The sequence below is a fragment of the Pseudarthrobacter sp. NPDC058119 genome, assembly GCF_042884655.1.
In the GTDB taxonomy this organism is placed as follows: domain Bacteria; phylum Actinomycetota; class Actinomycetes; order Actinomycetales; family Micrococcaceae; genus Arthrobacter.
The window spans coordinates 93,104-106,966 of sequence record NZ_JBHVTN010000009.1 but is presented as its reverse complement, the minus strand read 5'-3'; the positions used below and the strand labels follow the sequence as shown (position 1 = coordinate 106,966).

Below are 13,863 nucleotides of genomic sequence, written 5' to 3'. Positions count from 1 at the left end.
CTTATGCAGACGAAGGAGAGCGATGTTGGCACCTCCATGTGTCCGTCGGAATTTAGCTTGCGTTGACTGCGTGGCTTGCCCATTCGCGCCCGGTTTGCTCCTCTGTGGGCAGTCCGGCGGCGGCGAGGATCTGGTCCAGCAGGCGCTGGGTGCGTACAGCTTCGCGGCCAGAAGTAAGGGGCTGAGCCCTGTCTGCGACCCGGTCCAGGAAGTGATGAACGGCGGCAGAAAATCCGAGGGTGTCGGTGGCGGTAGCCCAGCCATACGCTTCGGCGCTCAGTTCCCGTGACGTGGTGATGCCGCTGATGGTGGTGGAGACCGTTTCCGGCGCCCTGACTTCGACGGTCTTTCCGTCCCCGTAGGCGTCCAGCTTCTCATTCCATGCTCCCGCTGTGCGGGCTGCCATCAGGACACCGGTATTTCCGGTGCTGAAGCGGATGGTTGCGGCGAGGCCGTCTTCTTCCCAGGGGTCCTCGCCCGCGGCGTGGGCGGCCACATCCACGGGCTCACCGCCGCAGTACCAGCGGAGGAGATCCACCATATGGATCGCGTTCTCGAATGTCGCACGATATTCAGAACCCGGGCGGTTCTTCTGGGCAACGCAGAAGGTGGCACCTTTGTCACCGAAAACTTCCCGGCCGGCCGTATAGACGGGCGCGTACCGGCGGTTGAAATCAACCATCAGTATTCGCCCCCGCTCGTCAGCGAGATCGGCCAGACGTTCTGCCTCATCGGTTGCCGGGGCAAGCGGCTTCTCGCAGAACACGTCGACATCACGGCTGAGGCACAGCTGCACGGCATGGGCGTGCTCGGAGCGTGGCGTCAGGACGAAGACTGCATCCAATTCCTGCGCGGCCAGCATGTCCTCTGGCGTCCTGTAGGCGGCGTTGAAGCCCCAGCGCCGGACCAGGTTGCTGGGGTCCTCGCGCCGGGACACAAGCGCGGCCAGTTCGACGTCGTTGCGTTGCACTAGGGTGGGCAATTGGGCGATGGTAGCGATGTTGCCGGCGCCGATGACGCCGACGCGGAGGCGGTTGTTGGTCATCATACATTCCTTACTTCAGCCAGCTCAGTGAGCATTGAGCGCAGGACGGTGGCGGATTGGCGGAATCCGTCCTCGGGTACGGGGAGATCCTGGGGGTGCCAGCGGTACTCGAGCTCGATGCTCAGCACGTCGTCGTAGCCGTGACGGAGCAACGCAGCGAGGATTTGGGACCACGGTACGACGCCGCTTCCGACGACGCGGGAGCGGACGGCGCGTTCGGAGGCGTTGACCCGGGCTGTTTCGGTCGCGCGGAAGGCCGCATTGGGGTCCGTGAAGACGAGGTCCTTCACGTGGACGTGGCCGATCAGGTCCCCTTGAACTGCGAAGGCTTGTTCGTAGTTTTCGTCGTGTGTGAAGGTCAGGTTCGCCTGGTCATACAGGACGCGGACGGATGGTTGGGCAATTTCCCGGACCAGCGCGGCGGTGTCTGCAGCGGTCTGTGTCATGGTGCCGAAGTGGTTTTCCACGCAAAGGCGTACACCGGCCTGGTCCGCTTCCGGGGCAAGGGTTTCCAATGCTTTTCGCAGTTGTGCCCATCGTGCCGCGTGGTCGGTGTCTCCAGGGTGCCAGGATCCGGCGTAAACACGGACCCGGTCAGCGCCCAGCAGGTGAGCGGTCTCTATGGCGCCGCGGAATTCATCGACTGCAGTGCGCCATTCCGTGCCGTCCAGGGAGTTGATGGCGGTCGTGTAGGGCGTCAGACCTACGATGGGTATCCCGGTGTTGTCGGCGGCCTTGAGGGCCTCCATCGCGGCCTGCCGGTCGCCCGTTGGCAATCCGGATTTGTAGTCATTCTGATAGATGACTTCGGCGGCGTCGAGCCCTGCGGCCCGGAATAGATCAAGTGCCTGGGGAACCGTGTGGTCCGGGGTGCCTAGCGTGTGACCGGCAAGCCGCATGTTCATGTCCTTTCTGAAGTGTTTGGGGATGCTGCCCAGTCCGCGGGACCGACCAGCTGGGGCGGCGCCGCGACGCGGGACCGATCCACGATTTCCATCAGCAATCCCCACGGGGTGATGAAGTAGGTCCAACGATTGCCCGCTACCCGGGGGCTGTCGCCGGCGACTTCTTTGCGCTCACCGAGCACACGCACCCCAGGTATATCCCGCAGCACTGCGATCGCTTCATCGACGTCGTCCACGACGAAGCACAGGTGGTGGCCGCCGGCGTCGCAGTGTCGCGGCGGCGTCGTACGCCGCTCAGTGCTGCTCCATTCGAAAAGCTCGATGTTGAGGTTAGGCGGCAGGCGCAACATGGCTAGCGTGAGCTTGGCATCTGCCGGGACTTCGAAGTTTGTCGGCATGAAGTCTTCATCGGGCCCGCGTTCGGAGCGGTAGAGCTCTTCGGCTCCAAGGACGTCGACGAAGAAGCGGACACCTTCCTCAAGGTTGGGGACGGTTAAGCCAACGTGGTCCGTGTGCTGGAGCCCGGGCAAACGCCGGAGCGTCGACTCCTGTGCCCCTCTCATTGGCGCGGTCATGCTCGTGGTCCTGAGGTGGAGGCACGGACCAGAAGCTCAGGTTCGAGGACGATGTGGTCCACGGAACCGTCCGCGTTCTGCTTCTCGGCCAGTTCGATGGCGATGTGTCCCATATCGGCGATGGGCTGCCGGATGGTGGTCAGGGCCGGGTTGAACCGGGCCCCCAAAGCCAAGCCGTCGAAACCGATGACCGACACGTCCTCCGGTACACGCACGCCGCTTTGGCCGAGGGCCGAGATGACCGCAAAGGCCACCATGTCATTGGCCGCGATGATGGCCGTTGGGGGGTTGTCCATCGCGAGGTAATGTTCTGCCCCGCGTGTGCCCGCATCCAGGTCCGATCCGCTGTCCAGCACGACAGGTGCGCTGCCGCTCTCGGCAGACAGCTCCAAATAGGCGTCCATACGGTCCTGGGCGGTGTGCGTGCCGGCGATGCCGGAGACGTAGCCGATCGAGGTGTGCCCCAAAGAATGCAGGTGATCCAAGGCCAGCATGATGCCGCGGCGGCTGTCGACGGTTACCGTTGGGACGGCGTCGTCCCCTTCCACACGGTCGATCACGACGACCTTGTGGCCGAAGTCGAAGCGTTTGAGAGCCTCCGTATCGACCTTCGTGGACGGTGCGACGATACCGAAGGGGGCATACATGGCCTGCATGGCGGTGAAGTAGCCGTCGGTTTTGGCCGGGTCGCCGTTGGTGACGCAGAGCAGCAGCTGGTAGCCGCGCTCGTCCGCCGCCTGCGTCATTGTCTTGGCAAGTTCTGCAAAGAACGGGTTGGTGATGTCAGGGACGATCAGCGGGATGAAGGTACTGGTTTTCCGGCGGAGCGCCTGGGCGAGTGGGCTCATCGTGTAGCCGAGTCTCTCGGCGACGCGAAGGATGTGCTCGCGTGTTTCGCTCTTTACGGCTTCGGGGCGCGAGAATGCACGGGACACCGTTGACCGGTGAACACCGGCAGCTTTTGCAACGACGTCGATACTCAAATCAGGCATGTTCTCTTCCTCCGTGCTGGTTGTCATAGGCCCGCCAAATGGGGCGCATGACGTTTTCGAGCTGGGCCAGCGTAGTCAGGCCCCGGAATCCATCTTCCAGCGTTCGGGCGACGCTCCGCACGAAGGGATCGTAGAGAGGGTCGCTGTCCACGTTGATCTTGTCGACCTCAGTGGTGCCGTCCACCGCGGTGAAGGTAGCCGAACCGTCGGAGTCCACTGTCGCGAATCCTGCCTCGCCGACCGAGGTGAAGCTGCAGTAACGCTTCAGTGGGGAGTTGGGGAAGGCGTAGCCAACTTCGACGATTGCTTCGCGTCCTTCCGGTGTGGTGATGATGAGACTGGCGTGATCCTCGACGCTCAGGTGGTGAAGAGCCGATGAGAGTCGGGAATCCACGTGGGTTTCTGTCTCACCTGTGCCCCTGAGGAACATGTCGATAAAATGCGGTCCCAGATTTGCCAGGCAGCCTCCGCCCGCCTTGACCGGGTCGAGCATCCAGGGATTGGCATTGCCGAGATACCGGGCCGGTGGACCGGCAATAAACGACGCTCTTTGGTAGGTGGGCCGGCCGGCCTTGGCAAGCCATAGCTCTGTGGGTCCGCCGCGCTGAACCAGCGGGACGGTGGCAGGCACGCCAGCTGCCTCTGCGGCCTGACGCACGACAGAAAGCTCGTCCAGGGAAGTGCCCAACGGCTTTTCAACGACGAACGGAATGCCGCGCTGGATCAGGGCAAGACACTTTTCGGCCATACCGCCGTGGGGGCCGAAGACATAGGCGAGTCCGACGTCGGGCAGATCCACCAACTTCCGCCAGTCGGCTTCAACCGGGGCACCCCATGCTTTCGCCAGGTCCTGCACCTGCACGCGGGAGACATCGTCGTCACAGACTCCGACCATGTCGTGCTCTTCGGCCATCGCTGGCGCGCATAACGGAACATGCCAATGGGAAGCACCAAGAATGATTGTGCGTACTTTAGTCAACCGCAATACCCCCTTGTATGAGATCGGTTGCTGAGATCGGTTGCAATAACAGTATGGATGGTGGGAAAGTTTGTCAACGAACACTTCAACGGCGGCCCGCCAGCGGTGGAGGAATTTCACCAGCCCGGGCCAGAAGAAAGGCAAGCATGTACAAGAAACTTCGCACCCTGCAGACCATCGATGAATCGGGCGCAATCCTGATCGTCCGCCTCGAAAACTCTCAGGTGGCAGAACAAGTTGCGGAAGCAGCCATCGCCGGAGGCTTCCGGGCCCTGGAAATCACCCTGTCCATTCCCGGCGCCGTTGAGGTGATCCGCCGGCTCTCAGCCAAACATGGGGCCAACGGAGTCGCGATTGGCGCCGGAACGGTACTGGACGAGCATTCGGCCTACGAATGCATCCGCGCCGGAGCGGAATTTTTGGTCAGCCCCCAATTGAACCCGGCCATGATCCGGACCGCGAACCGATACCAGGTCCCGACCGTCAGCGGCGCCTACACACCAACCGAGCTTGTTAATTCCGCGGAGGCGGGAGCCGACATCCTCAAGCTCTTTCCCACCGAGGCCGGCGGCATTCCCTACGCCAAGTCAGTTCTCGCCCCACTCGCCCATCTGCCGATCATGCCCGCAGGCGGCGTGACTGTTCAGAACGTAGGCGAATGGTTCGCGGCCGGCGTGGCAGGTGTCGGCGTGGGCAGTTACGTGACCAAAGCATGGCAGCAAGATGGCGACTTCAACCGCGTCACCAATGCAGCCAAGGAGTTCCTGGCGGCAGTGGCAGAGGCCCGCCGATGACGGTCCCCAGCGTCTTCGTTGTTATTGGCCCAGCCGGCTCAGGCAAAACGACCGTCGCCCAAAAAACAGCAAGAGAAAACAACGCCGCATACCTCGACAAGGACCGGGTCTGCGGACGCTTTGTCGAGTTCGCCCTGAAAGCAACCGGGCACGACCCCACCGACCGTGAATCAAACGACTACTACCGCGAGAACCTGCTCCCCCTCGAGTACGACACCCTCATGGACGTGGCCGGCGCCAACCTGCGCCTCGGCCGCTCCGTGGTGCTCGATGCCCCTTTCGGCGCCTACTTCGACGTACCGGACTTTTTGATGCGCGCGGCAGAAAAATTCCATTGGCCACCATCCGAAACCACGGTGGTCCGGGTAAGAGTCCCACAGGACCTTCTGCGGGAACGGCTCACCCGCCGCGGCCTGGAGCGGGACCAATGGAAGCTTGCCCACTGGGACGAGTACTGGTCCGTCTACGGCAGCATGGAATGCGCATGGTCCGGGGTGCGGTACCAGGACTTCAACAACGAAACACCGCTTCCTGCATGAGGATATTGACTGAGCCGGTTGCCCAACTCGGTAGAGCCGGTTCTGGGCGTATCGTTTACGCAACTCGCCGCATGGATAGGCCGTGCCCGCCACTGAACTGACTGGCGGCAGGCGTCTGCCTCCACTGTACGAAGCGGATCGCCCTTAGGCATGGCCAGCAATGCCGGCAGCTGCGACGCGGCTCACAAGGAGACGTTGACAAGCTCCTTTTGTCGCCCGTAATCTGGTTGCAACCGATCTCAGCAACCGATCTCATTGGTGATGGTGATCTTAGAGACCCGGCGGTAACAGCAACTGTGAGAGGCATGGATTGCCCTGCATAGCGTTACCGCTCCTCAACAAACGTGAAAGTATGGAGAGTTCAATGAAGACCTCAAAGGAAGCGCTCGACAGCCCGAGCCCTTCGGCAGTGCCCGAGGAGCCCCGCCGCCGCATCAACATGGTGGCAGGCACCATCGGCCACTTCGTCGAGTGGTACGACTGGTACATCTACGGCCTGCTAGCGGCAGTGTTCTCAACACAGATTTTCCCCAGCGACTCCCCGTTCGCATCCCTGGTCGCAGCCCTGCTGACCTATGCCGTCGGGTTTGTCGTACGCCCGCTCAGCGGAATCATCATCTCCCCCCTGGCCGACCGCTTCGGACGCCGGCTCGTCCTGACGCTCTCCATTTCCGGAATGGCCCTCGGCGCGCTGATCATCGGCCTCACGCCGTCGTTTGCGACCATCGGCTATGCAGCACCGATTCTCTTCCTGGTTGCCCGGGTTCTTCAGGGGATCTCTGCCGGCAGTGAGGCGCAGAGCGCAATCGCGTTCATGGTCGAACACGCTCCCGCAAACCGAAGGGGCCTGTTCGGTTCGTTCTCCAACATGGCCAGCGGCCTTGCGACCCTGGCGGCGACCGGCGCGGCCGCAATCGTCACATCATCCTTCGCGCCTGCTGACCTCGCCGCATGGGGGTGGCGCATCCCGTTCGTGGCAGGCGGCGTCCTCGGAGTCGTCGGCCTGATTTTGAGGGCGCGTGCGGAGGAGACCCCTGAATTCGAGGCAGGTGTCCTCGTCGATCAAAAGTCCGCGGCGGCCCGCCTGTGGGACCTGCTTCGTGAACACCCGAAGGCTCTGCTCCAGGCGGCGGCTCTCTCCGCCCCGGCGGTGGCCTACTACACCTGGGCCACATTCCTTCCCACCTACGCCAAGTTGACCTCCGGTAGGGACCTGTCCTCCACCCTGGCCGGCAGCGTTATCGGGCTGGCCTTGCTCGTCATTATCGTTCCGGTCTGCGGTGCGCTCTCTGACCGACTCGGCCGACGCAAAATCTTCCCCATTATCGGCGCCATCGGAATGATCGTTCTCTTCTACCCCTTGCTCCTGCTGCTGAACCAGCCGGGCTTTGGCGTATACGTTCTGGTATCGGCGTCCGGGTGGGTGGTTCTGGGTATCTGGCAGTCGATCTACCCGACCATCCAGGCCGAACTGTTCCCGGCATCAGTCCGAGTATCCGGTATTGGCTTCGCACATCAGATCGTGATTGCCGTCTTCGGCGGTACCGCGCCGCTGGTCGCCGCCGCCTTCGTCGGTGCCGGACAGCCGATGCTCGTCGCGGTCTACATGATCGTCATCGTCGCCCTCTGCCTCGTCGTCTACTTCACGTTGCCCGAGACCGGTACCCGCGGTGACCGGGTCACCGTGGCGCTGGCTGACCCTGAGGTCCTTGAAGGCGAACACTTGGTTGCCAGCACTTCAACAGCCACCCAACAGCCAAAGCGTTCCCTGTAGGCACGCTGGTACCCAAGGCGCCCGGGGGCTCGACAAGGCAAGGAGGGCATACCTGCCAAAGGCCTCGGGCCGCCTGGCCAGGGCTTCTTGCGATCCGTTCGCAGGATCTAATCTCCTGGCGCGCTATATAGGCAAAGAGCAGAAAGATGCCTTCAATGAACCAAATGATTATCAATACGTTTTCCTACCTCTGGTCGGCTACGGCCATCGATGCCATAGCCCAACTGGTCGACAGTGGGTACAAAACCTTCGAAGTTCCCATCAGCTCCCCGCATTGCTGGCCCGACGAACTTTCCGTCCAGGAACGTTCGGCGAGCCGTGCAAGGCTCGACGGATACGGGGCGACCATCAGGTCACTGAACGCGGGCGGGTACGACATCAACCTGGCCAGCCCCGGCGCCAACATGCGTCGTAAAAGCATCGACCACATCAAACAGGTGATCGAGCTGGCCGAAGCGTGGGATGTACGCGACGTCGTGATATCCCCCGGCACGAGACGCCCCATGATCTCACCTTCACTCGAAAAGGTGTACGGGTGGATGTACGAAAGCCTGGAGGCTCTCATCCCGCTGGCCAAACAGGCCGGCACGCGATTGCTCTTTGAAAACACTCCCTACTGCTTCACTCCTACCATCGAGGACCTGGCAGGCGTCGTGAACACTATCAACGACGAAGCAGTCAAGATCGTTTACGACGTCGCGAACGCTGCCTACATAAAAGAAGATCCTGTACAGGGCCTGCGCTCCCACCACGAGTCGATCGGACTTGTGCATATCTCGGATACGGGCACGGACACGTGGGGCCATGATCCCATCGGCACCGGAGTGATCGACTGGAAGGAGCTGGGCAATGCCGTAAAAGACACTTGCGGCGCTAACAACGTAGTCCTTGAGATCATCCGCGAAGAGAACCCCCTACAGGAATTCAACAAGGCTATGCAGGACCTTGAGAATCAAGGCTGGGATCTGGGACATTAGCCCACCGCTCAAGGTATGTAACCCCCACGCAAGCCAAGACGTGGGGTATCCGATCGGCGCGGGTTAACCTCCAAAACAAACCCGCTTCACCGCCTCTGGCAGCTATAACCGCGGGCAGTCGAAACGATTTCTATTGGAACCACTAGTAAAGGAAATGTGTGCAATGAGAGCTTTGGTGACTGGTGGAAGCAGCGGCATAGGCGCCGCTACCTGCGTGAGAATCGCAGAGGCGGCTCTGGCCCGGGGTGTGCACCCCATGATTGCCGTAGGTGGACACGAACCGAACAGCAGCCAAGACCAAGTTGTTCGTTCAATCCAGTCCATGGGCGGCACCGCCATCGCGCTGGCGGGTGATTTGGGTGACCCCGACGTGCCAGAGCAACTGGTTAAGGCTGCTGTAGCTGAGTTCGGCGGCTTGGACGCCTTGGTGGCAAACGCAGGAATCGCTAACCCGGGTGCCATCTGTGACGTGTCCCTTAAGGACTGGGACAACATGTTCTCCGTTAACCTACGCGGCGCCTGGCTTCTTGCCAAAGCAAGCTACCCACACCTAAAGCAGAGCCACGGCGCCGCCTGCTTTACCTCTTCCATGTCCGGCCAACTACCACACGCCGGATCAGGCGCCTACAGCCCCAGCAAGGCCGCCTTGACGATGCTGGCCCAAACACTCGCACTGGAATGGGCACCTGACGGAATCCGTGCAAACGTCGTATCCCCGGGCATGACGCACACCAGGATGACCGAAAAGATGTATGAAGATCCCCAAATCAAAAGGGCAAGGGAGGACATCATCCCGCTGGCTAGAATCGGCGACCCCATGGACATAGCCAATGTCATCGAATTCCTTATAAGCCCGCTATCCAGCTATGTCACCGGCCAAGACATCTGCGTCGATGGCGGATTCTCAAAATCCATTCTTAGCCACATCCCCGGTCGACCCAGCTCCAAATCCTAACGACCGGTCTGTGCAGGCTCAACGGAAAGCGACGTAGGCACTCGTACAACAAGGGCAGCGCGCCACCGCATCGCTCTCCCGCCGACGCCGGACGTCAGCAGATAACTTTGCCCGACAGCAGGGGACAGTGCCGTTGCGCTCGGCGGCGCCGCCCCCTGCTGGAGGTCCCGTCGTCCGCACCGGCTCGACGGTGCGGCGCCTGTCCCGCGCGGCCAGCGAAAGCCCACGGCAGTAGACTCCTCTGTGCCCCCGAGTGTTCCCGCACTAGCGCCGCGGGTTACCCGTCGAACCTAGAGCGAGACTAGAAATGCGGGGAGTGTCCTGGATCACCGGGTCTCGGGAGATCAGTGCTTGTTGGTTAGGGAGTTGTTTGTCGCTGCCGACGGGTCGGAAAGGCCGAATCGACCCTCGCGTAGGCGAGCGTGCGCAAAAAGGATCCCGACTTGAATCAGACAGCTAGGCCTCTCATCCCGGAGCAACGCCATCAGGAAATCCTGAGGCTCCTGCAGCAAGAGGGCGTGCTCAGCATCCGCAGCCTCACCGACCACATGAACGTTTCCCATATGACGGTTCGGCGCGATATCACGGCTCTGGAAGACATGGGACATGTCGTCTCCGTACAGGGCGGAGTCCGTCTGGCGAAAAGGGCAGGCCCGACTTCTCTCAAGGGACGGGAGCTGAAAGCACGTCGCGAACTGCCCCGCAAAAAAGCCATAGCCGAACTGGCTGCGCAGTTCGTCGAGGACGACATGGTGGTCTTCCTTGACTCGGGTACCACGTGCCAGTCCCTGGTACCCCACCTTGGCCCACGCAGGAATCTCACGGTCGTCACTAACAACTTCCACGTAGTGAACGGCCTCTTCACCCACACCCACATCGAGGTCATTCACACCGGGGGTGCCGTAGATCCATACAGCGGTTCCAGCGAGGGACGCCTGGCAGCGGACGCCATCAAAAGCGTCAATATCGACCGGTCCTTTCTCAGCACCGAAACCTGGAACATGTCCCGAGGCGTCACGAGCTCGTCGATGGAAAAGGTTGAAGTCAAACTCGCTACCCTGCAGGCCTCCACCTCCTGTTTCCTTCTGGCAGACAGCACGAAGTTTGGAACAATCTCGAAGTTCTGTGTCGCTGCGATCGACCAACTAGACGCGGTTGTCACTGACGAACAGCTTTCCCACCAGGTGCAGGAGAACATCCGGGACCGAGGTGTTGCGGTCCATGTGGCCGCACTCCGCAAGCGCACCCCTAGTGGATCCTGATCCTGCGAAAAGAGGCCGTCTACATAGGGCACACCCCAACCTGACGTCATAACCGCCTGACAAGGGATGACTTGGCCAACGGATGGAGCCCCCACTCGTTCTCCGATGCCCGTCCCAGGTGCAATTGGTGACAGATGAACCAAATGCGCCAGGCGGACTCTTCAAAGCAAGAATCTTAGGATTATTCCGATCATTCCCAAGCTTCGCCACACGTATTCCTTGCCAGCCACTGTCAGCGTGAGATCTGAGGAGGCCAAGAACTGGTGTCAGTAAAACAGGACCTCGTACTATCCTGACGCCGCCACAGCCGCTGCCGTCATAGGGATCAGCCGGGGTTTAGCCACTGTACTGAGGGAGTAGACTCACAGGGACTCACAAGACTCACAAGGACTCACAGATGCCGCTGCACAATCCCTTCCGCCCCACGGCGGGGGCCACTCCCCCGGAACTCATCGGACGCCAGGGAATGCTCGACGAGTTCGAGTACGGCCTTAGGCTCGGTTCGGGCGCCCCAGGATTGCTGACCATCATCACCGGCGCCCGCGGCATCGGCAAGACGGCGCTGCTCAGCGAGGCCCAAGAAAAAGCCCGCCAGCAAGGCTGGATCGTCATCTCTGAAACAGCCACGCCCGGCTTCCTCGGCCGGATCGGCGAGACGATGCGGCTTCATCTGGAGGAACTCGGCCCCGGCCCTGCCGGCCGCCGAATCACCGCCCTTGGCGTGGCCGGCTTCACGGTAACGACGCAACTGCCGCCCGAGCGGCAGGTAGATTGGCGCCGGCTGGGCGAGCAACTCCTGAACGTACTCGCGGAGAAGAAGACCGGGCTGCTTTTCACCGTTGATGAGATCCACTCGGCTGACCGGACGGAACTGTCCCAGCTGGCCGCGGACGTCCAGCACTTCATTCGCGACGGGCTGCCGATAGGCCTGATTTTCGCCGGCCTTCCGGCAGCGGTGTCGGACCTGCTCAACGAAGGCGTCGCCACGTTCCTGCGCCGGGCAGAACGAATCGACCTGCATGCCGCGACCATCAACGAAGTTGAACGCTCCTACGAGGACACGTTCCGGCGGGCAGGAATCCGAATCCCTAAGGAGCAGATCCGGCGCGCAGCTGAGGCGACCGGGGGCTATCCCTTCCTGATCCAGCTCATCGGCTACCAGCTCTGGCGCCAAGCCGAGATCAACGACCTCACCCTGGAAGCGGAGAACGTCGCCCAGGCCATCGCAGCAGCCAGTCGCCGTCATGAAATGACGGTAATAGAAGCAGCTCTTTCGACAGCCTCGGAGAAAGATAAGGACTTCCTGCGCGCCATGGCCGAAGACGATGGCGCTGTTGCCGCCGGGGACATCGGCAAGCGGCTCAACGCGAAAAGCAACGTCGTGGCCAACTACCGGGCCCGGCTCATCGCCGCAGGACTCATCGAGGCCCCCGCGTACGGGAAGGTCGATTTCGCCATCCCCGGCCTTCGCGAATACCTCCGCAAAAGTCGAGACACGTAGCCCCCGCCCATCAGGCACCGCCTCATCTGCCCAGCCAGCCTTACAGAATCTGCATTATCGGCTCTTTGCATGGCCGGCGAGAGATAGCTTGAACAGGTCAGCTGGCGGTGGTTGCTTTGCTTAAGTAGGTGAATGTGGAGGCAACCAAAAGCTTGCCGTGCGCATCTCCAACCTCTACCGACGCCACGATGGTTGACCGGCCAACCCGTAGTGGTCGGGCAGTAGCAATCACGGGCCCGACGAGCGTGTTGCTGAGGAAGTTCAGGTTCGACTGCACAGCTAATGGAAATGATCCAGGGCGAGCCACCTGCATCGCTAAGAATGTCCCTGTCAGATCAGCGGCACCGAAAAGCGATGTAGCAGAGAACATCCCGCCTGCTTGGCGGAGATGAGGTGCGAGTTCCATGCTCATGGACATCGTGTTCTCCCCGCAGCTGTGCGGGACGAGGCCGAGGGTATCGCTGATTTCTTCGAAGTCTATGGTGGCACGAAAGGCGTCCCAGCTTTCCTGGAACTGCTGGATTGAGGTTGGCATTGGCAATTTGGCCTCCTCTTTCAAGCTCGCACGGAGTGGATGCACTTCCATGTTCCGCCGCATCATCAGTCCAGCCTCGCCCTGCAGCCCTCGTTGCAAGGCATTTGTCGAGTCCTTTTTCGGACTATGCCCATTGGTAGCGAATCCAGGCCTCGTACCCGGCCGCCCGCTCAACCATTGAGCGCGGAGTAGTTGCTTCGGCAGCGAGCCATAGGATCGATCCGTCGGGCATAACTGCATCGACTACGCCGTTCCGGACCTCTTTTCCATGGCGGACAATACGGATTTCCTGCCCCAACAAGGGAACCCAATCTTCCTGTAGCTGTAGAGACAAGCGACTCGCCCCTTCCCAAAGTAATGCCACGGCTACGCCGTGAATCCTGGCGACGTGCGGATGCACGCCGCCAGGATCCATGGTTTCTAGATCGGCTGCTTGGCCAAGATAGTGTTTTCAACGTCCTGCACCGTGGTGATTCCAGCAAGCATCGAAAGGGAATCGATGGATGCCTGATGAGCTTCCTGCGTAGCCGCCGAGCAGGCATCCTCCACCAGGAACACCTTGTATCCCAAGTCGACTGCCGCGCGGGCTGTTCCTTCGACACTCACGTTCGTTGCGACACCGGCGAAAAGCAACGTGTCGATGTTGCGCTCGGAGAGAATGGAATGCAGTTCTGGTGTCATTCCGCCTACCGTCGTGTGGGTGATTACCGTGTCACCCGCCTTTGGCGCGAGAGGCGGAATGATCTCGGCGAGGGCGCTGCCCTCCTTCAGTGAGCCGCCCTGTTGGACCCCCTGCAGCAGCGGGGAGTTGGGTACGAGGTCGCTGTATTCGGGGCTGAAGGCAACCCTCGTGTAGACCACATGAATGCCCGCGTGGCGGGCAGCTCCGAGCAGGCCCGATATCTTCTCGGTGACACTGCGGCGCTTGACTTCGTCGAAGAAGAAGGGGGCGAAGGCTCCTTCCTGAGAGACGATGTCACCCTGGCAGTGAATGGCGATGACGGCGGTGCGTTCTCTGTTGAGTTCCATG

General features: G+C 61.3%; 14 protein-coding genes. 7 read left to right on the top strand and 7 right to left on the bottom strand.

Features of this window, described 5'->3' with window-relative positions:
* Positions 1–52: 52 nt before the first annotated feature.
* From ACFVTD_RS18305 to ACFVTD_RS18285, 5 genes are read right to left on the bottom strand one after another with little or no spacing between them, the layout of a single operon-like run.
* Positions 53–1,045, bottom strand: coding sequence for a Gfo/Idh/MocA family protein (locus tag ACFVTD_RS18305; protein WP_387565655.1), 993 nt, complete (start codon positions 1,043–1,045; stop codon positions 53–55).
* Positions 1,045–1,944 (bottom strand): sugar phosphate isomerase/epimerase family protein, encoded by a 900-nt coding sequence (locus tag ACFVTD_RS18300; RefSeq protein ID WP_387565652.1) that lies wholly within the window; start codon positions 1,942–1,944, stop codon positions 1,045–1,047. Before ACFVTD_RS18300 ends, ACFVTD_RS18305 begins: the two co-directional genes overlap by 1 nt.
* Positions 1,945–1,946: 2 nt before the next feature.
* A complete protein-coding gene (locus ACFVTD_RS18295; RefSeq protein WP_387565649.1) occupies positions 1,947–2,513 on the bottom strand; it encodes a VOC family protein in 567 nt (188 codons plus the stop codon).
* Positions 2,514–2,521: 8 nt separating this feature from the next.
* A complete protein-coding gene (locus ACFVTD_RS18290; RefSeq protein ID WP_387565647.1) occupies positions 2,522–3,517 on the bottom strand; it encodes a LacI family DNA-binding transcriptional regulator in 996 nt (331 codons plus the stop codon).
* On the bottom strand, positions 3,510–4,496 hold the full coding sequence (locus ACFVTD_RS18285; protein WP_387565646.1) for a Gfo/Idh/MocA family protein: 987 nt from the start codon (positions 4,494–4,496) through the stop codon (positions 3,510–3,512). Before ACFVTD_RS18285 ends, ACFVTD_RS18290 begins: the two co-directional genes overlap by 8 nt.
* 146 nt (positions 4,497–4,642) lie before the next feature.
* On the opposite strand from ACFVTD_RS18285, the gene ACFVTD_RS18280 reads away from it, so the two are divergent.
* The 7 genes from ACFVTD_RS18280 to ACFVTD_RS18250 all read left to right on the top strand — a co-directional run bounded on the left by ACFVTD_RS18280 (position 4,643) and on the right by ACFVTD_RS18250 (position 12,298).
* Positions 4,643–5,290: a bifunctional 4-hydroxy-2-oxoglutarate aldolase/2-dehydro-3-deoxy-phosphogluconate aldolase gene (locus ACFVTD_RS18280; protein WP_387565643.1), complete on the top strand. Its 648-nt coding sequence runs from the start codon at positions 4,643–4,645 to the stop codon at positions 5,288–5,290.
* The gene (locus tag ACFVTD_RS18275; RefSeq protein ID WP_387565640.1) at positions 5,287–5,829 is read left to right on the top strand and encodes an AAA family ATPase; all 543 of its coding nucleotides are present in this window, start codon (positions 5,287–5,289) and stop codon (positions 5,827–5,829) included. The genes ACFVTD_RS18280 and ACFVTD_RS18275 overlap by 4 nt, the downstream gene beginning before the upstream one ends.
* A gap of 364 nt (positions 5,830–6,193) precedes the next feature.
* Positions 6,194–7,603: an MFS transporter gene (locus ACFVTD_RS18270; protein ID WP_387565638.1), complete on the top strand. Its 1,410-nt coding sequence runs from the start codon at positions 6,194–6,196 to the stop codon at positions 7,601–7,603.
* Between the two features lie 155 nt (positions 7,604–7,758).
* Positions 7,759–8,580, top strand: coding sequence for a sugar phosphate isomerase/epimerase family protein (locus tag ACFVTD_RS18265; RefSeq protein WP_387565636.1), 822 nt, complete (start codon positions 7,759–7,761; stop codon positions 8,578–8,580).
* Positions 8,581–8,734: 154 nt separating this feature from the next.
* Complete coding sequence (locus ACFVTD_RS18260; protein ID WP_387565867.1) at positions 8,735–9,535, top strand: SDR family NAD(P)-dependent oxidoreductase; 801 nt, start codon at positions 8,735–8,737, stop codon at positions 9,533–9,535.
* A 443-nt stretch (positions 9,536–9,978) separates the two neighbouring features.
* Complete coding sequence (locus tag ACFVTD_RS18255; protein ID WP_387565634.1) at positions 9,979–10,797, top strand: DeoR/GlpR family DNA-binding transcription regulator; 819 nt, start codon at positions 9,979–9,981, stop codon at positions 10,795–10,797.
* A gap of 397 nt (positions 10,798–11,194) precedes the next feature.
* Complete coding sequence (locus tag ACFVTD_RS18250; protein WP_387565631.1) at positions 11,195–12,298, top strand: ATP-binding protein; 1,104 nt, start codon at positions 11,195–11,197, stop codon at positions 12,296–12,298.
* Between the two features lie 97 nt (positions 12,299–12,395).
* Here the strand turns inward: ACFVTD_RS18250 and ACFVTD_RS18245 are convergent, their stop codons facing one another.
* Both ACFVTD_RS18245 and ACFVTD_RS18240 read right to left on the bottom strand, forming a co-directional pair.
* Positions 12,396–12,833 (bottom strand): PaaI family thioesterase, encoded by a 438-nt coding sequence (locus ACFVTD_RS18245; RefSeq protein ID WP_387565628.1) that lies wholly within the window; start codon positions 12,831–12,833, stop codon positions 12,396–12,398.
* A gap of 420 nt (positions 12,834–13,253) precedes the next feature.
* Positions 13,254–13,862 carry a cysteine hydrolase family protein gene (locus ACFVTD_RS18240; protein WP_387565626.1) on the bottom strand — a complete coding sequence of 203 codons (609 nt, stop codon included), beginning with the start codon at positions 13,860–13,862 and terminating at the stop codon, positions 13,254–13,256.
* Position 13,863: the final 1 nt, after the last annotated feature.

Coding starts and splice junctions, on each gene's coding strand:
- ACFVTD_RS18280 (WP_387565643.1), top strand. CDS start 4,643: ATGTACAAGAAACTTCGCACCCTGCAGACCATCGATGAATCGGGCGCA.
- ACFVTD_RS18305 (WP_387565655.1), bottom strand. CDS start 1,045: ATGACCAACAACCGCCTCCGCGTCGGCGTCATCGGCGCCGGCAACATC.
- ACFVTD_RS18270 (WP_387565638.1), top strand. CDS start 6,194: ATGAAGACCTCAAAGGAAGCGCTCGACAGCCCGAGCCCTTCGGCAGTG.
- ACFVTD_RS18275 (WP_387565640.1), top strand. CDS start 5,287: ATGACGGTCCCCAGCGTCTTCGTTGTTATTGGCCCAGCCGGCTCAGGC.
- ACFVTD_RS18240 (WP_387565626.1), bottom strand. CDS start 13,862: ATGGAACTCAACAGAGAACGCACCGCCGTCATCGCCATTCACTGCCAG.
- ACFVTD_RS18300 (WP_387565652.1), bottom strand. CDS start 1,944: ATGCGGCTTGCCGGTCACACGCTAGGCACCCCGGACCACACGGTTCCC.
- ACFVTD_RS18260 (WP_387565867.1), top strand. CDS start 8,735: ATGTGTGCAATGAGAGCTTTGGTGACTGGTGGAAGCAGCGGCATAGGC.
- ACFVTD_RS18295 (WP_387565649.1), bottom strand. CDS start 2,513: ATGAGAGGGGCACAGGAGTCGACGCTCCGGCGTTTGCCCGGGCTCCAG.
- ACFVTD_RS18250 (WP_387565631.1), top strand. CDS start 11,195: ATGCCGCTGCACAATCCCTTCCGCCCCACGGCGGGGGCCACTCCCCCG.
- ACFVTD_RS18290 (WP_387565647.1), bottom strand. CDS start 3,517: ATGCCTGATTTGAGTATCGACGTCGTTGCAAAAGCTGCCGGTGTTCAC.
- ACFVTD_RS18265 (WP_387565636.1), top strand. CDS start 7,759: ATGAACCAAATGATTATCAATACGTTTTCCTACCTCTGGTCGGCTACG.
- ACFVTD_RS18245 (WP_387565628.1), bottom strand. CDS start 12,833: ATGCCAACCTCAATCCAGCAGTTCCAGGAAAGCTGGGACGCCTTTCGT.